Annotated in this window: 18 protein-coding genes and 2 pseudogenes; 7 read left to right on the top strand and 13 right to left on the bottom strand. The window is 54.5% G+C overall.

The window, feature by feature from the left end; translation table 11 throughout:
- Window positions 1-96 precede the first annotated feature (96 nt).
- A complete protein-coding gene (locus tag GJV78_RS06960) occupies window positions 97-399 on the bottom strand; it encodes a hypothetical protein (RefSeq protein WP_155107643.1) in 303 nt (100 codons plus the stop codon).
- A gap of 768 nt (window positions 400-1,167) precedes the next feature.
- On the opposite strand from GJV78_RS06960, the gene GJV78_RS06965 reads away from it, so the two are divergent.
- Entirely contained in the window at window positions 1,168-1,401 is a 234-nt protein-coding gene (locus GJV78_RS06965; protein WP_155107644.1) for a YdcY family protein, read from the top strand.
- A gap of 25 nt (window positions 1,402-1,426) precedes the next feature.
- Here the strand turns inward: GJV78_RS06965 and GJV78_RS06970 are convergent, their stop codons facing one another.
- Window positions 1,427-1,876 (bottom strand): DMT family transporter, encoded by a 450-nt coding sequence (locus GJV78_RS06970; protein WP_155107645.1) that lies wholly within the window; start codon window positions 1,874-1,876, stop codon window positions 1,427-1,429.
- Window positions 1,873-2,391: a GNAT family N-acetyltransferase gene (locus tag GJV78_RS06975; RefSeq protein ID WP_155107646.1), complete on the bottom strand. Its 519-nt coding sequence runs from the start codon at window positions 2,389-2,391 to the stop codon at window positions 1,873-1,875. Before GJV78_RS06975 ends, GJV78_RS06970 begins: the two co-directional genes overlap by 4 nt.
- A 37-nt stretch (window positions 2,392-2,428) precedes the next feature.
- Here GJV78_RS06975 and GJV78_RS06980 point away from each other — a divergent pair, with 37 nt between their 5' ends.
- The 3 genes from GJV78_RS06980 to GJV78_RS06990 all read left to right on the top strand — a co-directional run bounded on the left by GJV78_RS06980 (window position 2,429) and on the right by GJV78_RS06990 (window position 5,111).
- A complete protein-coding gene (locus tag GJV78_RS06980; protein ID WP_155107647.1) occupies window positions 2,429-3,037 on the top strand; it encodes a helix-turn-helix domain-containing protein in 609 nt (202 codons plus the stop codon).
- A gap of 15 nt (window positions 3,038-3,052) precedes the next feature.
- Entirely contained in the window at window positions 3,053-4,090 is a 1,038-nt protein-coding gene (locus GJV78_RS06985; protein WP_155107648.1) for an NADP-dependent oxidoreductase, read from the top strand.
- A gap of 340 nt (window positions 4,091-4,430) precedes the next feature.
- Window positions 4,431-5,111, top strand: a complete 681-nt coding sequence (locus tag GJV78_RS06990; RefSeq protein WP_155107649.1) for a GntR family transcriptional regulator — start codon at window positions 4,431-4,433, stop codon at window positions 5,109-5,111.
- Window positions 5,112-5,869: 758 nt separating this feature from the next.
- Here GJV78_RS06990 and pqqU read toward each other — a convergent pair.
- Together pqqU and GJV78_RS07000 are read right to left on the bottom strand one after the other, a co-directional pair.
- Entirely contained in the window at window positions 5,870-7,990 is a 2,121-nt protein-coding gene (pqqU, locus tag GJV78_RS06995; protein ID WP_155107650.1) for a TonB-dependent receptor PqqU, read from the bottom strand.
- 11 nt (window positions 7,991-8,001) lie between these two features.
- Window positions 8,002-8,256, bottom strand: a complete 255-nt coding sequence (locus GJV78_RS07000; protein WP_155107651.1) for a hypothetical protein — start codon at window positions 8,254-8,256, stop codon at window positions 8,002-8,004.
- A 26-nt stretch (window positions 8,257-8,282) separates the two neighbouring features.
- Between GJV78_RS07000 and yncE the strand changes: the two genes are divergently transcribed.
- A complete protein-coding gene (gene yncE / locus GJV78_RS07005; protein ID WP_155107652.1) occupies window positions 8,283-9,344 on the top strand; it encodes a 7-bladed beta-propeller protein YncE in 1,062 nt (353 codons plus the stop codon).
- A gap of 135 nt (window positions 9,345-9,479) precedes the next feature.
- On the opposite strand, the gene GJV78_RS07010 is transcribed toward yncE, so the two are convergent.
- The 7 genes and pseudogenes from GJV78_RS07010 to GJV78_RS24000 form a co-directional block, all read right to left on the bottom strand.
- Complete coding sequence (locus GJV78_RS07010) at window positions 9,480-10,556, bottom strand: LD-carboxypeptidase (RefSeq protein WP_155107653.1); 1,077 nt, start codon at window positions 10,554-10,556, stop codon at window positions 9,480-9,482.
- A gap of 100 nt (window positions 10,557-10,656) precedes the next feature.
- Window positions 10,657-11,424, bottom strand: a pseudogene (locus GJV78_RS07015) (N-acetylmuramoyl-L-alanine amidase); the annotation flags it as partial.
- On the bottom strand, window positions 11,425-12,633 hold the full coding sequence (locus tag GJV78_RS07020; protein WP_155107654.1) for a glycoside hydrolase family 10 protein: 1,209 nt from the start codon (window positions 12,631-12,633) through the stop codon (window positions 11,425-11,427). It lies immediately after the preceding pseudogene.
- A 155-nt stretch (window positions 12,634-12,788) separates the two neighbouring features.
- Window positions 12,789-13,166, bottom strand: a complete 378-nt coding sequence (locus GJV78_RS23520) for a hypothetical protein (protein ID WP_230979084.1) — start codon at window positions 13,164-13,166, stop codon at window positions 12,789-12,791.
- On the bottom strand, window positions 13,126-13,455 hold the full coding sequence (locus GJV78_RS23525) for a hypothetical protein (protein WP_230979085.1): 330 nt from the start codon (window positions 13,453-13,455) through the stop codon (window positions 13,126-13,128). The genes GJV78_RS23520 and GJV78_RS23525 overlap by 41 nt, the downstream gene beginning before the upstream one ends.
- 960 nt (window positions 13,456-14,415) lie before the next feature.
- The gene (locus GJV78_RS07035; RefSeq protein ID WP_155107655.1) at window positions 14,416-15,096 is read right to left on the bottom strand and encodes a hypothetical protein; all 681 of its coding nucleotides are present in this window, start codon (window positions 15,094-15,096) and stop codon (window positions 14,416-14,418) included.
- A pseudogene (locus GJV78_RS24000) lies at window positions 15,096-17,346 on the bottom strand (M23 family peptidase). The gene GJV78_RS07035 and the pseudogene GJV78_RS24000 overlap by 1 nt, the downstream one beginning before the upstream one ends.
- Window positions 17,347-17,708: 362 nt before the next feature.
- On the opposite strand from GJV78_RS24000, the gene nhoA reads away from it, so the two are divergent.
- On the top strand, window positions 17,709-18,554 hold the full coding sequence (gene nhoA / locus GJV78_RS07045) for an N-hydroxyarylamine O-acetyltransferase (RefSeq protein WP_155107656.1): 846 nt from the start codon (window positions 17,709-17,711) through the stop codon (window positions 18,552-18,554).
- A 173-nt stretch (window positions 18,555-18,727) separates the two neighbouring features.
- A complete protein-coding gene (locus GJV78_RS07050; RefSeq protein WP_155107657.1) occupies window positions 18,728-19,351 on the top strand; it encodes a GNAT family N-acetyltransferase in 624 nt (207 codons plus the stop codon).
- On the opposite strand, the gene GJV78_RS07055 is transcribed toward GJV78_RS07050, so the two are convergent.
- Window positions 19,329-20,339 carry an alpha/beta hydrolase family protein gene (locus tag GJV78_RS07055; RefSeq protein ID WP_155107658.1) on the bottom strand — a complete coding sequence of 337 codons (1,011 nt, stop codon included), beginning with the start codon at window positions 20,337-20,339 and terminating at the stop codon, window positions 19,329-19,331. The two genes, GJV78_RS07050 and GJV78_RS07055, sit on opposite strands and share 23 nt — an antisense overlap.
- Window positions 20,340-20,389: the final 50 nt, after the last annotated feature.

Consider the following 20,389-nt stretch of genomic DNA (forward strand, 5'->3'; position numbering starts at 1 on the left):
CTAAAATCTCTGTGCCTGTTGGCCCTCTCGATGCGAAAGTAAGATACTATCAATAGGTATTAATGCGGAATATCATACCGGTTCTGACAATCCCCTTTAAATATCATAAGTTTTAAAAAACTGGTGTTGTAGGTCAATTAACCTTACCGCACATGATATTATTTCCAGCCAGCAAGGCATAGAAAAATAGAAAATTTCTTTTCCGTTTTTACTGGCTTTTATAAAGCACAGGGAGATTAATGCGATGCCTGTTATTGCCACATATATACACTGAAGCAGTGTATCATGCCTGATGGCATAATATAATATTATGCTTGATAATATTTTATAGGGATAAGGTTTCCAGTGGAAAACTATAAGCCCAATACCCAAAAAGGCCAGAGAAATAAAAAGCTCCATTTTTTTCCTTAAAAATTTGAGGACTATGTACCTGTCCGCCAGGCGTAATTGCCGCGGGCAGTTTGAACACGGACAGTACGCCACAACCGGATCTGCGAAGCTTCCCCCCGGGGCCGTCCCTACGGGCGTTCAAAACGCGATGCGCTTTGTGCGAGCGCTGTCCTGGTTCAAAATGACAGGTAAACCAGCCTTATGGGCCAGACACTAAGTCCTGTTATTCCATTTTTAAGCACAGAGTTTATCATGTTTTTTCCGGCATCGACATAACGCCGCTCCGGACAATGTCGCAACGTGCTGCCGGGCTGTAGATGTATTAAGAGCCGCGCGCCGGGGCAATAAGGAGTATGATGCGCCTGTCCGCCAGGCCGCGGAATGGTAAAACGTTCTACGTCGCGCAGCCTGACGAGCAACGATTTATACTCGTCATACTTCGAGTTGCATGTGCGTTGGCTTTATTCGGCCCCGGGGCCTCACCCTGAAGGGCCGCCGCCAGCGGCGTTCAAATCAGCTTAGCTGATTTGTTCTCGCTCACCCCGGTCACTTACTCCAGTAAGCTCCCGGGGATTAATGAGAGACATCCCTGCCTCTCACCGAAGGCAGCCTGCGGCTGTTCAAAACGCGCTGCGCTTTGTCCTGCAATTCGAATTATTTAGAGTATATAAAAGTAAACCCGGCCGCCTCCGGTAACCCTGGGGCAGGCGCATCAGGTCGCGCGACCCGCGCGTTCTGCACCCTCCGGCGGCCCAGCTAAGCATCAGAGGAGTCATTATGTCGCACCTGGATGAGATCAGCGCCCGCGTTGACGCTGCTATTGATGAGGGCGTTATCGCTCATATGAATGAACTGCTTATCGCCCTCAGCGATGACGCGGCCCTGAGCCGGGAGGAGCGCTACGCCCAGCAGCAGCGCCTGCGTACCGCCATTGCCCACCACGGACGGCAGCATAAAGAAGATATGGAGGCGCGCCGGGAGCTGCTGACCCGGGGCGGAACGATTATCTGACGGCCACGCCGCAGCCGACGCGGGTTTAAAACGCGCGTCGCGCCACCAGCCACGCCCCGATAACCAGCATCACCGCGCCGCATAGCGGGCCGATTAACGCCCGCAGCGGTACGCCCTGGCTGCGCAGGATATCCAGCGCCAGGCCACCGATCAGCTGGCTGGCGACCAGCACCGCAATAGTGGTGGCCGCGCCGACGTTCTGATAGCCGCTGATGCTGGCGAAGACAAAAAACGATCCCAGCAGGCCGGGAATGAGGGTCCACCAGCGTACGCTGGAGAGCAGCTCGCCAAACCCCGCGGCTCCCTGTCTGAAGCCCAGGATGCTGACGAACAGAGCCATTCCCACCAGCGAATTCAGCAGCATGGCGATAAGGATCGTCGATGCGTTCTGGCTGATGCGCACCATCAGGGTGTTCTGCACCACCAGACCAATGCCCGCCGCGATCAGAAAGGCGAGGGTAGATGCGTGATTCATTGTCGCCCGTCCGGCTCCTGACGATCGTCAAGCTGCAGCTGCATAAAGGTCAGATCCAGCCAGCGGCCAAATTTAGTGCCAACCTGCGGCATCTGCGCGGTGATGCTAAAGCCCAGCGCCGTATGCAGCCGGAGTGACGCCCGATTCTGCGATTCAATGCCCGCCACCATCACGTGTTTGCCGCAGGCGCGCGCCTCTTCAATCAGTCTGCCAAGCAGCGCTCGCCCCAGCCCTTTTCCCAGGTGGTCCGGATGCACATAAACCGAATGCTCCACGGTATGGCGAAAGCCGTCAAAGCTGCGCCAGTCGCCAAACGAAGCGTAGCCGGTCACCGTGCCGTTCTCTTCGCTGACCAGCACCGGATAGCCCGCCAGCTGCCGCGCTTCATACCAGGCGATGCGGTTGTCGACATCCACCGTCTCATCGTTCCAGATCGCCGCCGTATGCAGCACCGCATGGTTATAAATCTCCGCGATGGCGGCGCAGTCCTCTTTTCCGGCAAACCGAATGGTCATATTGAACCTCAGCGATTGTTCACTATAGTATTACGTTATGAATACTATTGAAGACAGCATAAATCAACGGATCGCGGCAAGAATTCGTCTTGAACGCGAATCGCGCGGCTGGTCGCTGACGGAGCTTGCCGGACTGGCGGGCGTGTCGCGCGCGATGATCCACAAAATAGAGCGCGGAGAGAGCAGCCCGACGGCGACGCTGCTGGGGCGGCTTTCCGGTGCCTTTGGCATCAGCATGTCGACGCTGATCGCCCGCGCCGAGATGCAGGAGGGCAGGCTGTTGCGCTGCGCCGACCAGCCGGTGTGGAGCGATCCGCAGAGCCGCTACCTGCGCCGCCATATCTCGCCCCGCGGGGAGCTGGAGCTGGTGCAGATAACGCTGCCGGCGGGCAGCGATATCCCCATGCCCGCCTCCTCTTATCACCAGGCCAGACAGCTGATCTGGCTGCAGGAGGGGGAACTGGTGTTCGTCGAAGGGGAAATACGCCATGAAATGCGCGCCGGAGATTGCCTGGCGCTGGGGCCACCGAACGACTGCCGGTTTATGAACGAAACCGGCTCTCCCTGCGTTTATCTGATTGTTCGTCTCAACCTTGCGGGCAACCCAGGATCGACACGGACTGCTACTATTGATCAATCATCATAATCAGAGGAGAAAATCATGGGCCAACAGGCACAGCGTAATCGCCGCTGGGTGCTGGCGTCACGTCCGCAGGGCGCGCCGGTAGAGAGTAATTTCCGCTTTGAAGAGGACGAGGTCGCCACCCCTGGCGAAGGGCAGGTTCTGCTGCGCAGCATCTATCTTTCGCTTGATCCCTATATGCGCGGCAGGATGAGCGATGAGCCATCCTATTCGCCGCCGGTCAGGATTGGTGAAGTGATGGTGGGCGGTACGGTAAGCCGCGTGGTGGCGTCGAATCACCCGGACTACAGCCCCGGCGAGTGGGTGCTTGGCTACAGCGGCTGGCAGGATTATGACATCTCCGACGGTACGGGGCTGGTTAAGCTGGGCGAGAACCCGCAGCATCCGTCATGGTCGCTGGGCATCCTCGGTATGCCCGGCTTCACCGCCTGGATGGGGCTGCTGGATATCGGTCAGCCGAAGGAGGGCGAAACGCTGGTAGTGGCCGCCGCCACCGGTCCGGTTGGGGCGACGGTCGGGCAGATCGGCAAGCTCAAAGGCTGCCGGGTAGTGGGCATCGCCGGCGGTGAGGAGAAGTGCCGACACGCCACTGAAACCCTGGGCTTTGACGTCTGCCTGGATCGTCACGCCGACGATTTTGCCCGGCGGCTGGCGGAAGCCTGTCCACAGGGGATTGATATCTATTACGAAAACGTCGGCGGGAAGGTATTTGACGCCGTTCTGCCGCTGCTGAATACCTCGGCACGCATCCCGCTGTGCGGACTGGTCAGCGGCTATAACGCCACCGATCTGCCTCCCGGACCGGACCGCCTGCCGCTGCTGATGGCAACGCTGCTGAAAAAACGCATCCGGCTGCAGGGGTTTATTATCAACCAGGACTACGGTCACCGGATCCACGAGTTTCACCAGGAGATGGGCCGCTGGGTAGAGGAGGGCAAAATCCATTATCGCGAGCAAATCACCGACGGCCTGGAAAACGCGCCGCAGGCTTTTATCGGGCTGCTGACCGGCAAAAATTTCGGTAAAGTTGTGATTCGCGTGGCGGACGATGACTGAGAATAACAGGCGGCCCCGGTCGCCTGAAAAAAATGTGCAAATTTTGTTTTTCCAGCTTTAATTAAAGCACTACAAATATCCTGCGATAGTTAATAAAGTAAAAAATAACGCAACGGTATGAACTCTTACGATTTTGCTCCTTATCACACCAGGCTAACCCTTTTCTGGCGGTTAATTCCCGAAGGATTAACCGCCAGACCCTGTCCGTCAGTTGCCGCATTGCGCACGCTGTATTCAGACCAACAGCACGCTTTACCTCAGGCCAGGCAAGCATCGACAGCACGCCTCCCCGACTCGCGAACGCGGCCTGAGCGGCTTTATCAATATTGAAGGAAACAGAATGCCCGGTTTGGAAAAAACGCAACATATCAGCCTGACCTCCCAGGTGGAAAATGGATTAAAGCATCAGCTAAGCATTGGCGCATTGAAGCCCGGAGCCAGGCTTATCACCAAAAATATTGCCGCCGAGCTGGGGATCAGTATTACCCCGGTCCGGGAGGCGCTGCTGAGGCTGGTTTCCGCCCGCGCGCTGGCTATCGCTCCGGCACAGGCTTTTATGGTTCCGGAAATCAGCCTGGCGGGGCTGAATGAAATTCATACTATTCGCTGCGAGCTGGAAGGTATGGCGGTGGCCGCCGCCGCCGGGCAGATGAGCGAAGCCCGTCTGCAGAGCCTGCGGCATCTGCTGGAGGAGTACCGGCAGGCGTACGAGAGCGGCGCTATGGAGGCGCGGCTGTTGGCCAACCGCGCGTTTCGCTTTCAGATCTATGCTTATGCCAATATGCCAACGCTGAGCGAGCTGATTGAGCAGCTCTGGGTGCGGATGGGGCCGGGCCTGCACTTTTTGTATGGCGGAGCGCCGGCGAAAGCGTATCGGCACAGCGTGGACTACTATCAGAACTTACTGGCCGCCCTGGAGAGCGGCGATAAAGAGCTGAGCCGTCGCCGTCTGCTGGAGGTAATTCATAAAAATAGCGCTATCGTTAAGCAGCAGTACGCCAGCGACGCCGTGCCTGAATAGCTTCCCGACTGCTGAAATTTATCCCCGTGGGGCCTGCTTATTTTGCGCCCCGACGCAGGCGAGGGTAATCAGATATTTAGTGGGTCAGAGGTTAGAGTCTGACCCATCAGGCGGGTTTACTTACTATTTTGAACCTGAGCCGTGCCTGCATAAAACACATCGCGTTTTGAACGCCCGTAAAGTCGGCCTCCCGGTGAGCCTCGCGGATCATCCTCAGTTACTGCGGGTACGCGCTGTCTGCGCTAATAACGCCTGGTGAACCAGGCCTTTAAGGCCTGCCTTTTCTGGCGAAATATTCTATCATAGCCCGTGGATTACATTCACAGGGACGATCTTATGAATCAGCATATTAAGGCCTCAGAGGGTATCGGCTATCGCACGGGCCGGTGGGTGAAACGCCATCCGCGCCAGGCGTCTGCCATAGCAGTAGTCGTTGCAATAATAATATTATTCAAGGTTCATTATTCATATATTCTGTCTTTACCCTTTTTATGGCTATTGTGGTATCTGTTTATTCGCGTTAATGATAAAGAGTGGCGACAAAATTATCCTACCCTCGAAGAATACTGGCGCATTCACCCGACCACCCGCACCGGCAGAGGAACACAATGCTATTACTGCGGGTCACCGGAAATTAAAAGTTATTTATGGCGCAAGTATCCCGGTAAGCGAGTTCATTTCTGCCTGCAGTGCCGACGCGACTTATACCGGACAGATAGCCACTGAGCCGGGCCATAAGCCAGGTGCATGGCGCTTTGCTATTCAAAGCGCCATGCCAGATTCATTCCCACGCCGTAATTTCGCCCAGGCGCCGGTTCATAATAGCGGCCGTTCGATTCATTAACGATAACTGAACCGACGTACTCTTTATCCAGCAGGTTATCCACCCGCCCGAAAATATCGACCGTCAGGCCGCGGTAGCTAATTTTATAGCCGGTACTAAGCCCGACCGTAGTAAAAGAGGGGGCTTTGGCGCTGTTTTTATCATCCGCCATCATATCGCCCATATAGCGGGCATCGGCACCGGCGTACCCGCCCTCGTCAGGCGTATAGGTAACCGACGCATAGCCCATATTACGGGCAATGCCGGGCAGCCGGTTACCGTTGCAGCCCGTATCTTTACAGACGTTGCGGCGATAGGTGGCGTCCAGCCAGGTCCAGCTGGTCTTCACCCGCCAGTCGCCAGCGAAGCGTCGCTCCCACGACAGCTCCGCTCCCTGGCGGCGGGTTTTGCCGGCGTTTTTCCAGGTGGTCCGTCCGCCGCTGCTGGCGTCCACGACCAGCTCGTTATCGGTACTGGTCTGAAACAGCGCCCCGGTCAGCAGGCCGTCGCCGAGGCGAGTTTTGCTGCCGATCTCAACGGTATTGTTGGTCGAGGGTTTGAGGTCGAAGTTCATTCCGCTCCGGCCATCGGCCCGGTAGGAGAGTTCCGTAATGGTCGGCGTCTCAAAGCCTCGTCCTGCGGCGAGATAAATATTCCATGCGTCGGTGACGGCATATTTCAGCGCGCCTGCGGGCAGCCATTCATGGTAGCCGACGCTCCCGCTGTCGTCGCCGTTGCCGGGTGTCACATAGCGATCGTTTGAGTCAAACCAGACCGAGCTGTAGCGCGCCCCGGCCTCCAGCGTGAGCTTTTCCATCAGCTGCCACTGAGTCTGCAGATAGGGATCGGCGTTCCACATCAGATTGTGCTCGTTGCGCCGCAGGTCGCCTTTATGGCCATACTGTGGCACGCCGTCGCTCAGGCGGTAGTTGGTATATCCTTTGCGGTTTTCGCTCATATTTTCATAGCTCAGGCCGGCGGTGAAGGTGACGGGCACTCCCAGCCGGCCGCGGTGAGTCCAGCGGCCGTCAACGCCCTGATAGTGCCGCTGCAGGCTGATGACGCCCCCGGCGTGGGACGGCCTGAGCTGCGGGGCCATCGGTATCGACTGGTACTGGGTGGTCTCCCGCTCTCCGGCATACAGCATCACGCTCAGGTCATCCCGCTCGCTCAGCTGACGCTCATAGCGCAGCCCTGCCTGAGTCTGCCGCAGGTCTTTGCGGGTATTGTACTGCTCCGCCCGCGGCGACTGCTGCGGATCGGCACGCCATTCCGCCTTTGTCAGGCCGCCGGGATCGCCGGCGTTAATCTCCACGCTGTTCACTATCAGGGCCAAATGGCTGACGTCGTCAAGACGTACCCCAAGCTTCGCATTCGCCAGGTTCTTGCGCGTGCTGCTATGGTCGCGGTAGCCGTGGGTGATAAAGCGGGTGGTGGAAACGGTGTAATCCACGTCGCCCGGCCGGGTGCCGTCTCCCGTCGCGCCGCTGGCCTTCAGGCCGTAGCGCCAGCTGCCATAGCTGCCGTAATAACCGCTGCTCTCGACGACGGCCGGCTGGCTCCCCGTTTCCGTGGCGACGTTGATCGCCCCGCCGGAGGCGTTGCCGTACAGCGCGGAAAAGGGGCCACGCAGCACCTCAACGCTTTTTACGCTGCTGAGATCGATATTTGACGTCTGGCCCTGGCCGTCCGGCATGGTGGCCGGAATGCCGTCCACGTACAGACGAATACCGCGCACGCCATAGGCTGAACGGGCACCAAAGCCGCGAATCGACAGCTGCAGATCCTGAGCATAGTTCTGCCGGTTCTGCACCTGCAGGCCCGGCACACCGGTCAGCGATTCGGAGAGATTAATGCGCGGCGTTGCCTGGCGTATATCGTCTCCCTCCACCACGCTGACGGCGGCGGGGGTATCCAGTTCAGACACCACCTGCGGCGTGGCGCTGACGACCATCGTCTGCTTATCGTCGACGTCTTCCGCAAGGGCGGTGGGTGAAAGAAAAAGCGGGAATAACAGCGCGGGGAGGGCGTTTTGTCGTGCGGAGACTCTCTTCATGAAGGGACCCGTTATCCATAAGTAGGTGAGGTAATCAAAAGCCAGGCGCTGAGCGTTCCTTCATTACGGCCCGCGCCTTGCTCCGGGCCTGAGTGAGACACCGCCTTGTAACGCCATGCGTTAAGCATTAATGGAGAAATTATGAAAATTGTAGCCAGGATGCGAAGAAACGCTCCACATTCAGATGAATAATGATTACCATTCCCATCTATGAAAAAGCGAAGCGCGATATCGCTTACGTCAGCCATGTGAAGCAATTCATTCATATCCGTATTTATCAAAGGGAGTCGTCATGCAATTACGTCAACTGTTCTCATCGCGCCTGCGCGGTTCTTTACTGCTGGGTTCTCTGCTGGTTGCTTCATCATTCAGCACGCAGGCGGCAGAGGAAATGCTGCGTAAAGCCGTAGGCAAGGGCGCTTATGAAATGGCTTACAGCCAGCAGGAGAACGCGCTGTGGCTGGCCACTTCGCAGAGCCGGAAGCTGGACAAGGGCGGGGTGGTCTACCGTCTGGACCCGGTGACGCTGGAAGTCACCCAGGCTATTCATAACGATCTGAAGCCGTTCGGTGCCACCATCAACAACGCAACCCAGACGCTGTGGTTCGGTAATACCGTCAACAGCGCGGTAACGGCCATTGATGCGAAAACGGGGGAAGTGAAAGGGCGACTGGTGCTGGATGAGCGCCAGCGCTCGAAGGAGGTCCACCCACTCAGCCCACGCGAACTGGTCACCGATGAGACGACCAACACGGTTTATATCAGCGGTATCGGCAAAGAGAGCGCGATCTGGGTTGTGGACGGCGCAACCATCGCGCTGAAAACCGCGATCCAGAACACCGGCAGGATGAGCACCGGCCTGGCGCTGAACGCCAAAGCGAAGCGCCTGTACACCACCAACGCCGACGGTGAATTGATTACCATCGACACGGCGACCAATAAGATCCTCAGCCGCAAGAAGCTGCTGGACGATGGCAAAGAGCACTTCTTTATTAACCTGAGCCTGGATACCGCCGGCCACCGCGCCTTTATCACTGATTCAAAAGCTGCCGAAGTGCTGGTCGTTGATACAGATAACGGCAACGTGCTGGCGAAGGTCGCCGCGCCGGAGTCGCTGGCCGTGCTGTTTAACCCGGCGCGTAATGAAGCCTACGTCACCCATCGCCAGGCGGGTAAAGTGAGCGTCATCGACGCTAAAAGCTATAAGGTCGTTAAAACCTACGATACCCCAACCCATCCTAACAGCCTGGCGCTGTCCGGAGACGGCAAAACCCTCTACGTCAGCGTGAAGCAGAAATCTACCCGCGAGCAGGAGGCAACCCAGCCGGACGAGGTGATCCGCATCGCCCTGTAATCTCTGCCGACAAAGAGGGAAAGCGCGGGTTTTCCCTCTTTGTTTATTCAGGCTGGCCGTTATTTTTTCGCTGTAAATGTAACGGCTCACAATTAACTGCAAATGAAAAACGCCACCGGCTCACATTAATTCAGGTTATTCATTTACAGGCGTCTGGGTCAGGCTGCACAACCGGGACAGGCTGCTGCATAAAATACCGGCCTGATGATTCAGAATAAATGGCTGATTAGTTTCGCCATGCCCGAATTTCGGGTAATAATAAACTGGATAGTTAACGCGCCCGGCAAACTGTTTTATCACATATCGGTAAAGCAATTTTTCTTCGTCACTGGCATTCAGGCCGTAAAACTGACCAAAAATAACACCGCGTGGGTGAAATTTCCGGCTGTACTCTATCTGATGCAGGGTGCGGTCAAGCTGTTTAGGCGTTACCCCCGTATCTTCCAGCATCATAATTTTATCCGTATAACTGCCCTCAAAGACAGTGGAAAACAGAGACTGAACCAGGGTCAGGTTCCCGCCATCCAGTTTACCACTCACTGTTCTTGCTGCATGACGGTTCATCGGCTCGATGCCGGTGTAATTTATCCCGTGAGACAGGGCTTCAAAGACTTCATTCAGGCTGTTGTTCATGCTGAGTTTTTTACTGTTATCAATCTCATGCATCTCTTTATTATAAGACGCCACCGCGCCATGCACGCCAGGCCAGTTCAACTCATGGCTGACAAAGCTGTGAATGGCCGTGACGTCACTGAAGCCGATAAGGGTTTTCGGCGTTGAGGCTGAAATACGCTGCCGGCTTGCATGCAGGGCAGGGTAAAGATTGAATGCCCCCGAGCCGCCCCTGATAAACCAGAGGTAATGTACATTGCGGTCACTGAGAGCATTAATGAGGGTCCGGGCCCGCTTTTCATCCGTATTGACGTAACCCAGCCTGGTAGGCTTCTGGTCGAGATATCGTTTGTCAACCGCGTAGCACTGGCGGGAAAACGCCGTCTCAATCTCCGGGATGACGTTCTCGTCATATTGCGACGAGCTTGCAATCAGGAATACCGTCCCTTTTTGACGGGAACAGACTTTTCGTTCAGGCGCGTTAGCCTGGGAAGCTGTTTTCTTCACCATGGTCTGTGAGTTGGTCACACACCCGGACAGGAAAAGCACAAGAACGAGGAGCGCGGATTCTTTAAATGCTGTGCTTTTTATCTGGATCATATTTATCTTCCTTAGCAATATGTTCACCGCTGTTTTTGTTACGCTGACATCTGCTGCGCGGCGGACGATCATTACTTTTTAGATTTGACTTCTTTGTTAGTGGAAAATACTTGTCAACCAGGGCATAAAGAACGGCCACCGTTTCTGCATCAATAATGCCGTCGTAGTTATCCTGGCGAAAATGGAGCTGGAAGGCCCGGACAAGCAGCTGAAGCCCCGGTGCGGTTGTTGCGCCGGAGACGTCATAGCCCCAGGTCTTCAGCCTGGCAATGATATCCTCATTAGACGGGATCCCCCCGACGGTAAACTGCGCCAGATAAGCTGACCGTGTGTCATCGTCATACCATGCCCCCACTCCGGCTTCATACAGTGATTTCCACGGGAACGCGGCCCCGGGGTCGCTTTTCCTGCCCGGCGCAATATCGGAATGCCCCACGACATTCACGGGGCTGATGTCCGGATACCGCTGAAGGATATTAATTGCCAGCTCTTTGATTGCGCCAATCTGAACCGGGTTATAGGGAGGAAAGACGAACACGCCGTCATTATCACTGGCCAGATTAACCACCTCAATTCCGATGGCTGTGTCGTTAAGATTGCTTCGCCCGGCCCAGGAGCTGACCCCGGCATGCCAGGCGCGTTCATTTTCATCAACCAGGTTAAAAACACGCATGTCGTTAAAACCGGCTGCAATGTACGTTTTGTCGTCCGGGTCCGGGACCAGGTAATGCGCACTCACGGTGCCATCACCGGCAAGTGCCCGCACAGATGCGGCGAAATCAACGGCGGTGTAGTGCATGACAAGAAAACGCACGCGCCGGTTAAAACCCTTGACAGAGCGGTAGCTGTTATAATCGATGGGGTACATTTATATCTCCTCTTCTTTTTTCGCCAGACATCCGGCTGCTGCCCAGCGCGCTTTCAGATACTCAACAACCTGCTGCGTCTGCGGCTCTCTCAGGAACATATGGCGAAACAGTATGCAGCCGCCCACGTCAGTCAGGGAATCATTCAGGTCAAGCTGTCGGGTGATTTCGGGCACGCCACCTTCAGCCGTCCAGTCAGGTTCAGCGGCTGAAGGGGTACCGACCTTGTAAAGCGCGATGCCGATATACAGCGCAACACCAGTACCTCTGACGGTATCGGCCCACCACCGGGTTATCACATCATACCGGGCGACTTTGCGGGCAAAGGGCCAGTAAACCTGGGGCGCGATATAATCTATGATGCCGTCAAGCACCCACTTCCGCGTGTCCGCATACGCTGAATCGTAGTTTGGTGCCCCGGCCTGCGTGTCTGACCCCTGCGGGTCATCAGACTTATTTCGCCACACGCCGGCAGGGCTGACACCGAAACTGACATCGGGTTTAATGGCCTTAATCCGCCGTTGACAAGCGTTAACCAGGGAATATGTATTGTGTCTTCGCCAGTCGCCTTTAGTGGTAAAGCCCTGACCGTACTTCTGCCAGGTGGCGTCGTCGTCCAGCGGTGAGTCCGCGGATTCGTAATAGAAGTAATCATCGAACTGAATACCGTCGACGTCGTACCGGGTGACGATTTCCTCAACGATACCGGTGACCCAGGCCTGAACTTCCGGAATACCGGGGTCAAGAACAAAACGGTTATACGCGACCCCGGTCCATTCAGGATGCGTTCTGTAAACGCTGGGCGCGGAATCGGGAGATGAGTGATTCAGTTCATCGACGGTGGCATCGCGGGTATTCATTGAGATGCGGTACGGATTGACCCAGGCGTGAAGCTCAATGTTTCTTGCGTGAGCCTGTTCAATCGCCCAGGCAAGGGGGTCGAAGCCGGGATTTTTGCCCAGCGTCCCGGTCAGGTATTTTGACCAGGGCAGTAAGTCTGATGCATAGAGCGCATCAGCACAGGGAACCACCTGAAATATCACGGCGTTCATGTTCATTGCCACGATATCGTCAAGAATACTGGTCATCTCTTCTTTCTGGCGTTTAACGCGCGCAGCGTCATCCTGGATAGTGAGCGAGGAGGCGGAAGGCCAGTCCAGGTTAACCACACTGGATACCCAGGTGGCCCGCATATTCCCATTTTTCATCATGTCCCTCTCTTTGCATGCTTATTTACCTAATTAACCGCCAGGCTGAGTCAATAAAAGAGAAACGGAATACCCGCCGGGTGCCCATACAATTTATATTGTGAGCCTCATCACGTCAGAACCGGCTGACAGGCGACCTGACCGAAAGAAACTACCATTCAGCCCCTGGTGGTATTTGATTTTTCCGACAGACCTATTTCAACCGTTTCAAGGGATTTAAGCATATAGGGGGTGAAATCAATCTCTTTTCCGTCGACGACGTTGATTATTGAGCCAAAACCGCAGAAAGCAGAATAGCTATGGTTTTGTATCAGGCAGAATGACAGTCTTTTCTTCACCCCTTTCTTTTTTTCCTCCAGGGGAATATTGCGGTTTATTACCGCATAGCCCCGGGCATTGACTGACCGGATATTATACAGCTCCAGAGGCTGCAACTCGCTCAGGCTTTTGATGCCATAAACGTCCAGAGAACGCCGGGTTTCTTCCTTGTTACGGTTATATTTTTTCTTTTTCCAAAACCCTGTTTTTTTTATCAAAATAGACCTTTTCAGCAAGCGATCTGTTTGGGCCGTATCCGTCTTTGATGACATCAACAGGAAACAGGCAAAGCCAGGATGCTGGTGGCGGGTATTTATTATGCTCTGCTGGGTGGAATAATTTTAATGAAACAATTCCGCAGTCAGCCGTATTCGCCAGGTAGTTGCCTCTATGTAATATTAGCTGTTCGAAAGACAACTCACTGAAGCTGTCTGGAGTGGTTATCTCCGGCGTTATTTTTCCTGAGGAAAAAAACGGGATTGCCATCAGCAGTAATAATTTTTTCATCAGCCTCTCCTTAGCTGGTCTGATTCGGGTTTTTCGTTGACCGGGTTTACGGCAATCTCTGCCCGGTGAGGACGGCTATCGCGCTGCCGTAGACGCAGCAGCGGGCATCAAAACCATTCAGTCCCTGGGGATACTTGATTTTTCCGGCAGACCTATTTCGACCGTTTCAAGGGATTTAAGCATATAGGGGGTGAAATCGATCTCTTTTCCGTCGACGACGTTGATTATTGAGCCAAAACCGCAGAAAGCAGAATAGCTATGGTTTTGTATCAGGCAGAATGACAGTCTTTTCTTCACCCCTTTCTTTTTTTCCTCCAGGGGAATATTGCGGTTTATTACCGCATAGCCCCGGGCATTGACTGACCGGATATTATACAGCTCCAGAGGCTGCAACTCGCTCAGGCTTTTGATGCCATAAACATCCAGAGAACGTTTTGTGCCTTCTTTGCTTAGGGAGTACTTTTTCTTTTTCCATATTCCTGTTTTTTTATCAAAGTAGACCTTTTCAGGAAGTACCTGCCCCGGCCCGTATCCGTCTTTGATGACATCAACAGGAAACAGGCAAAGCCAGGATGCTGGTGGCGGGTATTTATTATGCTCTGCTGGGTGGAATAATTTTAATGAAACAATTCCGCAGCCAGTATCTGCCAGATAGTTACCTCTGTGTAATGTTAGCTGCTCGAAAGACAACTCACTGAAGCTGTCTGGAGTGGTTATCTCCGGCGTTATTTTTCCAGAGGAAAAAAAAGGGATTGTCATCAGTAGTAATAATTTTTTCATCATCATCTCCTTAGCTGNAGAGGAAAAAAAAGGGATTGTCATCAGTAGTAATAATTTTTTCATCATCATCTCCTTAGCTGGTCTGATTCGGTTTTTTCGTTGACTGGGTTAACGGGAATCTCTGCCCGGTGAAGACGTCTATCGCGCTGCCGTAGACGCAGCAGCGGGCATCAAAACCATTCAGCCCCTGGTGTTATTTGATTTTTCCGGCAGACCTATTTCGACCGTTTCAAGGGATTTAAGCATATAGGGGGTGAAATCGACTTCCTTCCCGTTGACGACGTTGATCATTGAGCCTGAACCACAAAATGCAGCTTCGCCACGTATCAGACAGAATGATAAGTTTTTCTTCACCCCTTTTTTCTTTTCTCGTAGGGGAATATTGCGATTTATTACCGCATAGCCCCGGGCATTGACGGACTGGATATTATACAGCTCCAGAGGCTGCAACTCGCTCAGGCTTTTGATGCCATAAACGTCCAGAGAACGCTGTGTGCCCTCTTTGCTTAGGGAGTACTTTTTCTTTTTCCATATTCCTGTTTTTTTATCAAAGTAGACCTTTTCAGGCAGTACCTGCCCCGGCCCATACCCGTCATGTGTAACATCAACTGTATACAGACAAAGCCAAGTATCAAACAGAGGGCGTTTTATTTTCAATGTTGTGTATTCAGGCGGGTAGAAATTTTTAAAGGATACATAACCACAACGTCTACCACCATAACCAGCAGTAGTTATATCATTGTAATAATTAGCAAATCTGTCTTTATTAAAATCAGATGGAATAGATATTTCTGGGATAATGGCACTCACTGCGCTTTGTGATAACAATACCAGAGTCAATAAAATTAAAATTTGACTCATCAACCTCTCCTTAACTGTTCTGATTCAGGTTTTTCGTTGACCGGGTTATTATGGCTATCCGGAAATCTCTGCTCGGTGAGGACGGCTATCGCACTACCGTAGACGCAGCAGCGGGTATCAAAACCATTCAGTCCCTGATAGTGTCCGTTATTGATCCGACCGGGCAAATTAACGGCGGCGCTGGCCCGCCAGAAGGCCGGGCTGCGATAGTAAACCTTTATCTCGCCTCCCCGCGTGTTGACGCGGCACCGCTCCAGTACATGTTCGGCATCGGCGTAATACGCCATATTCATTGATACCCAGTAAAACCCGGCGCTGCTGGCCGCTTCATGGAGATCGCTGCTAACGTTATTCCGCCACTGGATAATATTTTCAGGGACGTGGTTTTCGGTATCAGACAAGCGATTGTCAGTGTAGCGAATGCCCCGGTGTAAATACAGACGACTGTATTCATTTATCAGGGTGTTCCTGATATTTTCCGGGCAGGTTCGTCCCCTGAAACTGAAATAGTCAAAGTAGTTTTCAGGATTAGTCAACTGTAACAGGCCGCGCCCGTACCACGGGTAATACCAGATGTTGTAGCGTCGAATGACCTGATGCGTACGCGGATCTGTTACCGTATAGCGGTATCCCTCTTCCATCGTCTCGAGCCAGCCCGTTTCCTGAATGCCGTTCCCCAGGAAGCAGGCAATGCGCAGCGGGGTGGTTATCAGGTGCTTCTGCATTGTTCTGTTTATGTGCGTACGGATATTGTCCGCAATAGTGTTGGGGCCGTCCCGGTAGCGGATAGCCTCCCAGCGGTAATCATTCCGCCCGGCCATCCTTAACGCGTTTCGGGGAACAAGCTGCTTCAGTTCTGATTTGCTCAGCCAGCAGCATTTGCGGAAATGGGTGATGAAGGCCCCCGGGTGGAAATGCCATAACCGACCGGTCCCGTGTTCGCCCGTGTCAAAACAGAGCGCTGAGGCATGACTTTTCAGCCGTTCATAGTCCTCTTCAGACATGGCTGGAACATCGTCAGAGCCTGTTTTGAGCCAGGCATAGCGCTGATCAAAGGTGGTCGCATTCCATTCCAGCGGAAAATGGCAGACCAGACGGCTGTTCAGATCGCTGAGATGCCCGCTTTCCTGTAATCCGGCGATAAAGGGGGAATTACACTGGCTGTTATTGTCCGTGTCATCATCCACCATCCACCATCCGCCAGCCCGTCCAGTGCGGGAAGTCGGCATCGCTGAACTTTTTGATATCAGAAGAAGCCAGATTGACCATACCCGTTCCGCCGGGGAAGCTGACGGTACGCCACAGTGGGGCATTAGCAGGCGTCAGGGTTTCATATTCTGCACTGATGATCCGCCCGAAGCGGAGCAGCTCGAACCCGGCAGACGGATTCTGCGGGTACAGACGCCCGGCGGTCTTATACAGATTGTATTCATACTTCGCTGTTTCATCATTTTGATCAACATCGGTATTGATCAGCGGTTCCCCCACCGTGTCGAAAAGCGCCTCTGCGGCGGTGTTCTGCCTGCGGGTGACCATCGTACAGTCGCCTTTTTCGAAGGTCATGCTGACGAACAGTGGTTCGGTACTGGTATGAACGGGATTCAGGCGATACGTGTCCGGCGAGGCCGCATTAGGCACCGATTCATAAAAGTGTGTACCGGGCGGCAGATAAAAATGGATATCGCCGTACAGGGTGTCGGTTCTGCCGTCACGGGTGATATCGAGTTCGGGCGTGGTGCGTCCGGTCAGTTTCAACATATTCTCGTTGTCACAGAACACCTGAAAATGAAAGGCGTTGGTTTCGCTAACCATGCCGCTCTGCCCGATGCGATCCTTGCGCCAGATTTTGGCTCCGGCCCTGATTGCCGGAGCCAGGCGATCCATGAGATGCATGTACAGGGAGTAATACACGACACTACAGTTTTCACCGATATCGGTCTGATGCTTCAGCAGCACATATCCGTCATCGGTTCTGCCATCATAATTCAGCGGGAAAGTATCGCGTCTATCTGTAGAAGACGGAGAACGAAAAGAAACAACTTCCCCATCCGCAATCGCGCGGACAAACTCAATGCGGTCGTAGCCTTCCTCATTGCGGTCAGTGTGGAGAATATGCACACCACCGTGCCATGATGCGTGCCGGTTGAGCGGGAAATCCCGGTTTATATCCACGGGCATCATTCTGTTGACCCATGACGGGTCACTTTCCCCGGCGTTCCGGGGGCGGACAAACGGCGGACTGATTATCATGTTGACTCCCTGTCTGATTTGTCGAATCCATAAAAGCGTAGACTGGCACAATTTTAATTAAGTAAACATTGACCACTGACAAAGAAAATACGGAATGCTGACGCCTCACCAGATATGACTCCGGCCGCCTGTCTTTGCCGGAATCACTGAAGAAAGGCCGGGTCACCGGTTAGCAAGACCATTGATCGCTGGTAAATGCTGAGCGATTTGGCCTTCATAATGAAAACCTTGTTGCCAGGATTGCACCGCAGAAAAAATCAGTACTTGAGCAAAGGCGAAAGCCACGGCGCGCTGGCCCGTGCGGCTTCGTCTGGTCTATAATCCCGCCACACCCGACAGGGTCTGTCCACAGGAACCCCTCAATGACCTCCGTTGTAAACGCCTGGTTCTCCCGCCTTAACTGGTCCGGAACCCCGAAAGTCAATCTCGACACCCTGCAGACGCTGCACCTGCGGCATAACTGCACCATTCCCTTTGAAAACCTGGACGTCCTGCTGCCGCGCGAGATCCAGCTCGACGACGGCGCGCTGGAAGAAAAGCTGCTGACCGCCCGTCGCGGCGGCTATTGCTTTGAGCAGAACGGTCTGTTTGAGCGGGGGCTGCGCGAGCTGGGCTTTAACGTGCGCAGCCTGCTCGGGCGCGTGGTGCTGACAAACCCGTCGGCGCTGCCGCCGCGCACCCATCGTCTGCTGCTGGTCGAGCTGGAGGAGGAGAGGTGGATTGCCGACGTCGGTTTCGGCGGCCAGACCCTCACCGCCCCGATTCGTCTGTGCGCCGGTCTGTCGCAAAAGACGCCGCACGGCGAGTATCGCCTGCTGCAGGAAAGGGCGGACTGGGTGCTGCAGTTCCTCCACCACGACCGCTGGCAGCCGATGTATCGCTTCGACCTGGCCGTGCAGCAGCAAAGCGACTACGTGATGGGCAACTTCTGGTCGGCACACTGGCCGCAGTCGCATTTTCGCCACCATCTGCTGATGTGTCGCCACCAGCCGGACGGCGGCAAGCTGACCCTGACCAACTTTCACTTCACCCGCTATCAGGACGGACACATCGTCGAGCAGTTCAACCTGCCGGACACAGCCGCGCTCTACGCGCTGCTGCAGGCGCGGTTTGGCCTAGGGGTGGATGACCCAAAGCACGGCTTCAGCGAGGCCGAGCTGGCCCGGGTGATGGCGGCGTTTGACACGCACCCGGAGGCGGGGAAATAGCCGGGCATCACGGTGCGAATAAGGCTGTGTTAGGCTGTGTGCCTGTGCCGGTCGTGCCGTACGGCACGCGCTTTGCCCTGGTTCGGAATTAAGAGAGACTATGCCGGGCGCGTTGGCATTGCTTCACGCCAGCAACGCCCCGGCCTGATACGCCATCAACGAAGGATCTTGCCATGCCTGATAAAAGGACGTTAAAGGCTCCGCCCCCCATTTCTCTTGTAAGCGGGCTTCCTGCCGAACAGCGCCGTGCGGCGCTTGATCTTTTCTGGAGCGCGTTCTCCCGTAAATTACGTTTTTCCCTTGGACCGGAAGAGAGAGCCCTGCGACTTCTGGCCCGGGGAATAGATCCAGAATCAACGCTCTGTGCGATTGATGCCGCAGGAAAGCTGGTCGGTTTTGCCGCCATAAAAAGCGCTGCGAGGGGGTTTCTTAATCTCACGCTTACTCATTTTTACCAGGAATACGGTATCGCCAGCGGTCTGCTTCGCGCGCTGATAATGAAACAGCTGGACTACAAGCCCGCTGACCATGAACTCATGATCGAAAGCCTGTGCGTTAATGAATCCGCTCGCGGCAGGGGGATCGGGCAGATGCTGCTGTCCCACATCCAGCACACCGCCTGCCAACAGAATAAGCAGCTGATTCTTGACGTCATTGCCGATAATAGCGGCGCAAGAAGGCTGTATGCGCATAGGGGTTTTTATGAAACGGGGCGCAAAAATATCGGTTTTTTGGCTCCGCTGTTTGGCTTTCGCGAGGTCATAAGAATGCAGTTCACTCCCCACACGCCTGATTGACGATCCATGATGAGAGGATGTTGAGCGCTCCCGGCGACCAGGCGTGTTTTCCGGACAGCACAAATAATCCCTGTTTCCACCAGGGCCACTGAGCTGCCTGTTGATAATCAAACCATGCGCTACGCAGCAGCCCGTGCGTGGCCCCCTCTATCCGCCTGATACAGCGGTGCGTGTCCGCAGGCAGCATACTGGACCAGACCGCTATTGTTTCATCAGGATCCACATTTCGGTCATCTCCCCCCATCAGAATTAATACCGGAGTATGAAGGGCGGTAATGTCCCGCGTGGCATCAGCCCGGGAATTTCTGCGCTCGAAGTCCTGCCGCGTACATCGGGAGCGGCAGGGCAATGCCGCCGCTTCTGCTGTAAACTGACGATCAAAAGCCTCAGCTTCACGCCGTTTCGCCTGCACAATAGCGGCTCCGGTATGCCCCTCGGCCTTAAGCCGCTGTCCCGTATAGTAGATTCCCTGGTTTCGCCAGTTAATTGCCGCCCCGACCAGGATAAGAAAGTCGACGGGAGCCTCCTGACTCGCCCGGGGAACGACCCAGCCAGCCTGCGAAAATCCCAGATATCCTCCGCGACTGTTTTGCAGTTCCGGCTGTTCTCTCAGTTTTTGTAACGCGAACGCAGCCTCCTCTGCGCGATCGGACATCGTCTGCGCCAGCCAGTTACCGCTACTTTTCCCTACGCCGGGCTTATCCCATGAAAAAACGGCGATTCCCCGGGAGAGAAGGTGGTTAACCAGCGGAATGTAGCCCTCTTCAGACCAGCGATCCTGAGGGCCATCGCCGTGAATTAACAGCACAAACGGAGGCGACGTTTTACCGGGAGGAAGAAGCAACGTTCCCTCCAGCACATTCTGATGATGTTCGAAAGAGATGATGCGCTGCCGTGCGTCCCCAAAGTCAAAGTCAGATAATCGGCTCAATAAAAACAGCATCAGAACGATTGTTGTTGCTAAAAAGGTTACAGCATATTTAATCATGTCTATTCCTTTAGGCTGTATCCCATAACCGTTCGTGAGCGTCGCTGGCG

The organism is Intestinirhabdus alba (genome assembly GCF_009711095.1).
GTDB classification, from domain to species: Bacteria; Pseudomonadota; Gammaproteobacteria; order Enterobacterales; family Enterobacteriaceae; genus Intestinirhabdus; species Intestinirhabdus alba.

What these genes read in the sequence shown, in the direction of transcription:
- GJV78_RS06960 (WP_155107643.1), bottom strand. Translation starts at nt 399, where the DNA reads ATGGAGCTTTTTATTTCTCTGGCCTTTTTGGGTATTGGGCTTATAGTT.
- GJV78_RS06965 (WP_155107644.1), top strand. Translation starts at nt 1,168, where the DNA reads ATGTCGCACCTGGATGAGATCAGCGCCCGCGTTGACGCTGCTATTGAT.
- GJV78_RS06970 (WP_155107645.1), bottom strand. Translation starts at nt 1,876, where the DNA reads ATGAATCACGCATCTACCCTCGCCTTTCTGATCGCGGCGGGCATTGGT.
- GJV78_RS06975 (WP_155107646.1), bottom strand. Translation starts at nt 2,391, where the DNA reads ATGACCATTCGGTTTGCCGGAAAAGAGGACTGCGCCGCCATCGCGGAG.
- GJV78_RS06980 (WP_155107647.1), top strand. Translation starts at nt 2,429, where the DNA reads ATGAATACTATTGAAGACAGCATAAATCAACGGATCGCGGCAAGAATT.
- GJV78_RS06985 (WP_155107648.1), top strand. Translation starts at nt 3,053, where the DNA reads ATGGGCCAACAGGCACAGCGTAATCGCCGCTGGGTGCTGGCGTCACGT.
- GJV78_RS06990 (WP_155107649.1), top strand. Translation starts at nt 4,431, where the DNA reads ATGCCCGGTTTGGAAAAAACGCAACATATCAGCCTGACCTCCCAGGTG.
- pqqU (WP_155107650.1), bottom strand. Translation starts at nt 7,990, where the DNA reads ATGAAGAGAGTCTCCGCACGACAAAACGCCCTCCCCGCGCTGTTATTC.
- GJV78_RS07000 (WP_155107651.1), bottom strand. Translation starts at nt 8,256, where the DNA reads ATGAATGAATTGCTTCACATGGCTGACGTAAGCGATATCGCGCTTCGC.
- yncE (WP_155107652.1), top strand. Translation starts at nt 8,283, where the DNA reads ATGCAATTACGTCAACTGTTCTCATCGCGCCTGCGCGGTTCTTTACTG.
- GJV78_RS07010 (WP_155107653.1), bottom strand. Translation starts at nt 10,556, where the DNA reads ATGATCCAGATAAAAAGCACAGCATTTAAAGAATCCGCGCTCCTCGTT.
- GJV78_RS07020 (WP_155107654.1), bottom strand. Translation starts at nt 12,633, where the DNA reads ATGATGAAAAATGGGAATATGCGGGCCACCTGGGTATCCAGTGTGGTT.
- GJV78_RS23525 (WP_230979085.1), bottom strand. Translation starts at nt 13,455, where the DNA reads ATGAAAAAATTATTACTGCTGATGGCAATCCCGTTTTTTTCCTCAGGA.
- GJV78_RS07035 (WP_155107655.1), bottom strand. Translation starts at nt 15,096, where the DNA reads ATGAGTCAAATTTTAATTTTATTGACTCTGGTATTGTTATCACAAAGC.
- nhoA (WP_155107656.1), top strand. Translation starts at nt 17,709, where the DNA reads ATGACCTCCGTTGTAAACGCCTGGTTCTCCCGCCTTAACTGGTCCGGA.
- GJV78_RS07050 (WP_155107657.1), top strand. Translation starts at nt 18,728, where the DNA reads ATGCCTGATAAAAGGACGTTAAAGGCTCCGCCCCCCATTTCTCTTGTA.
- GJV78_RS07055 (WP_155107658.1), bottom strand. Translation starts at nt 20,339, where the DNA reads ATGATTAAATATGCTGTAACCTTTTTAGCAACAACAATCGTTCTGATG.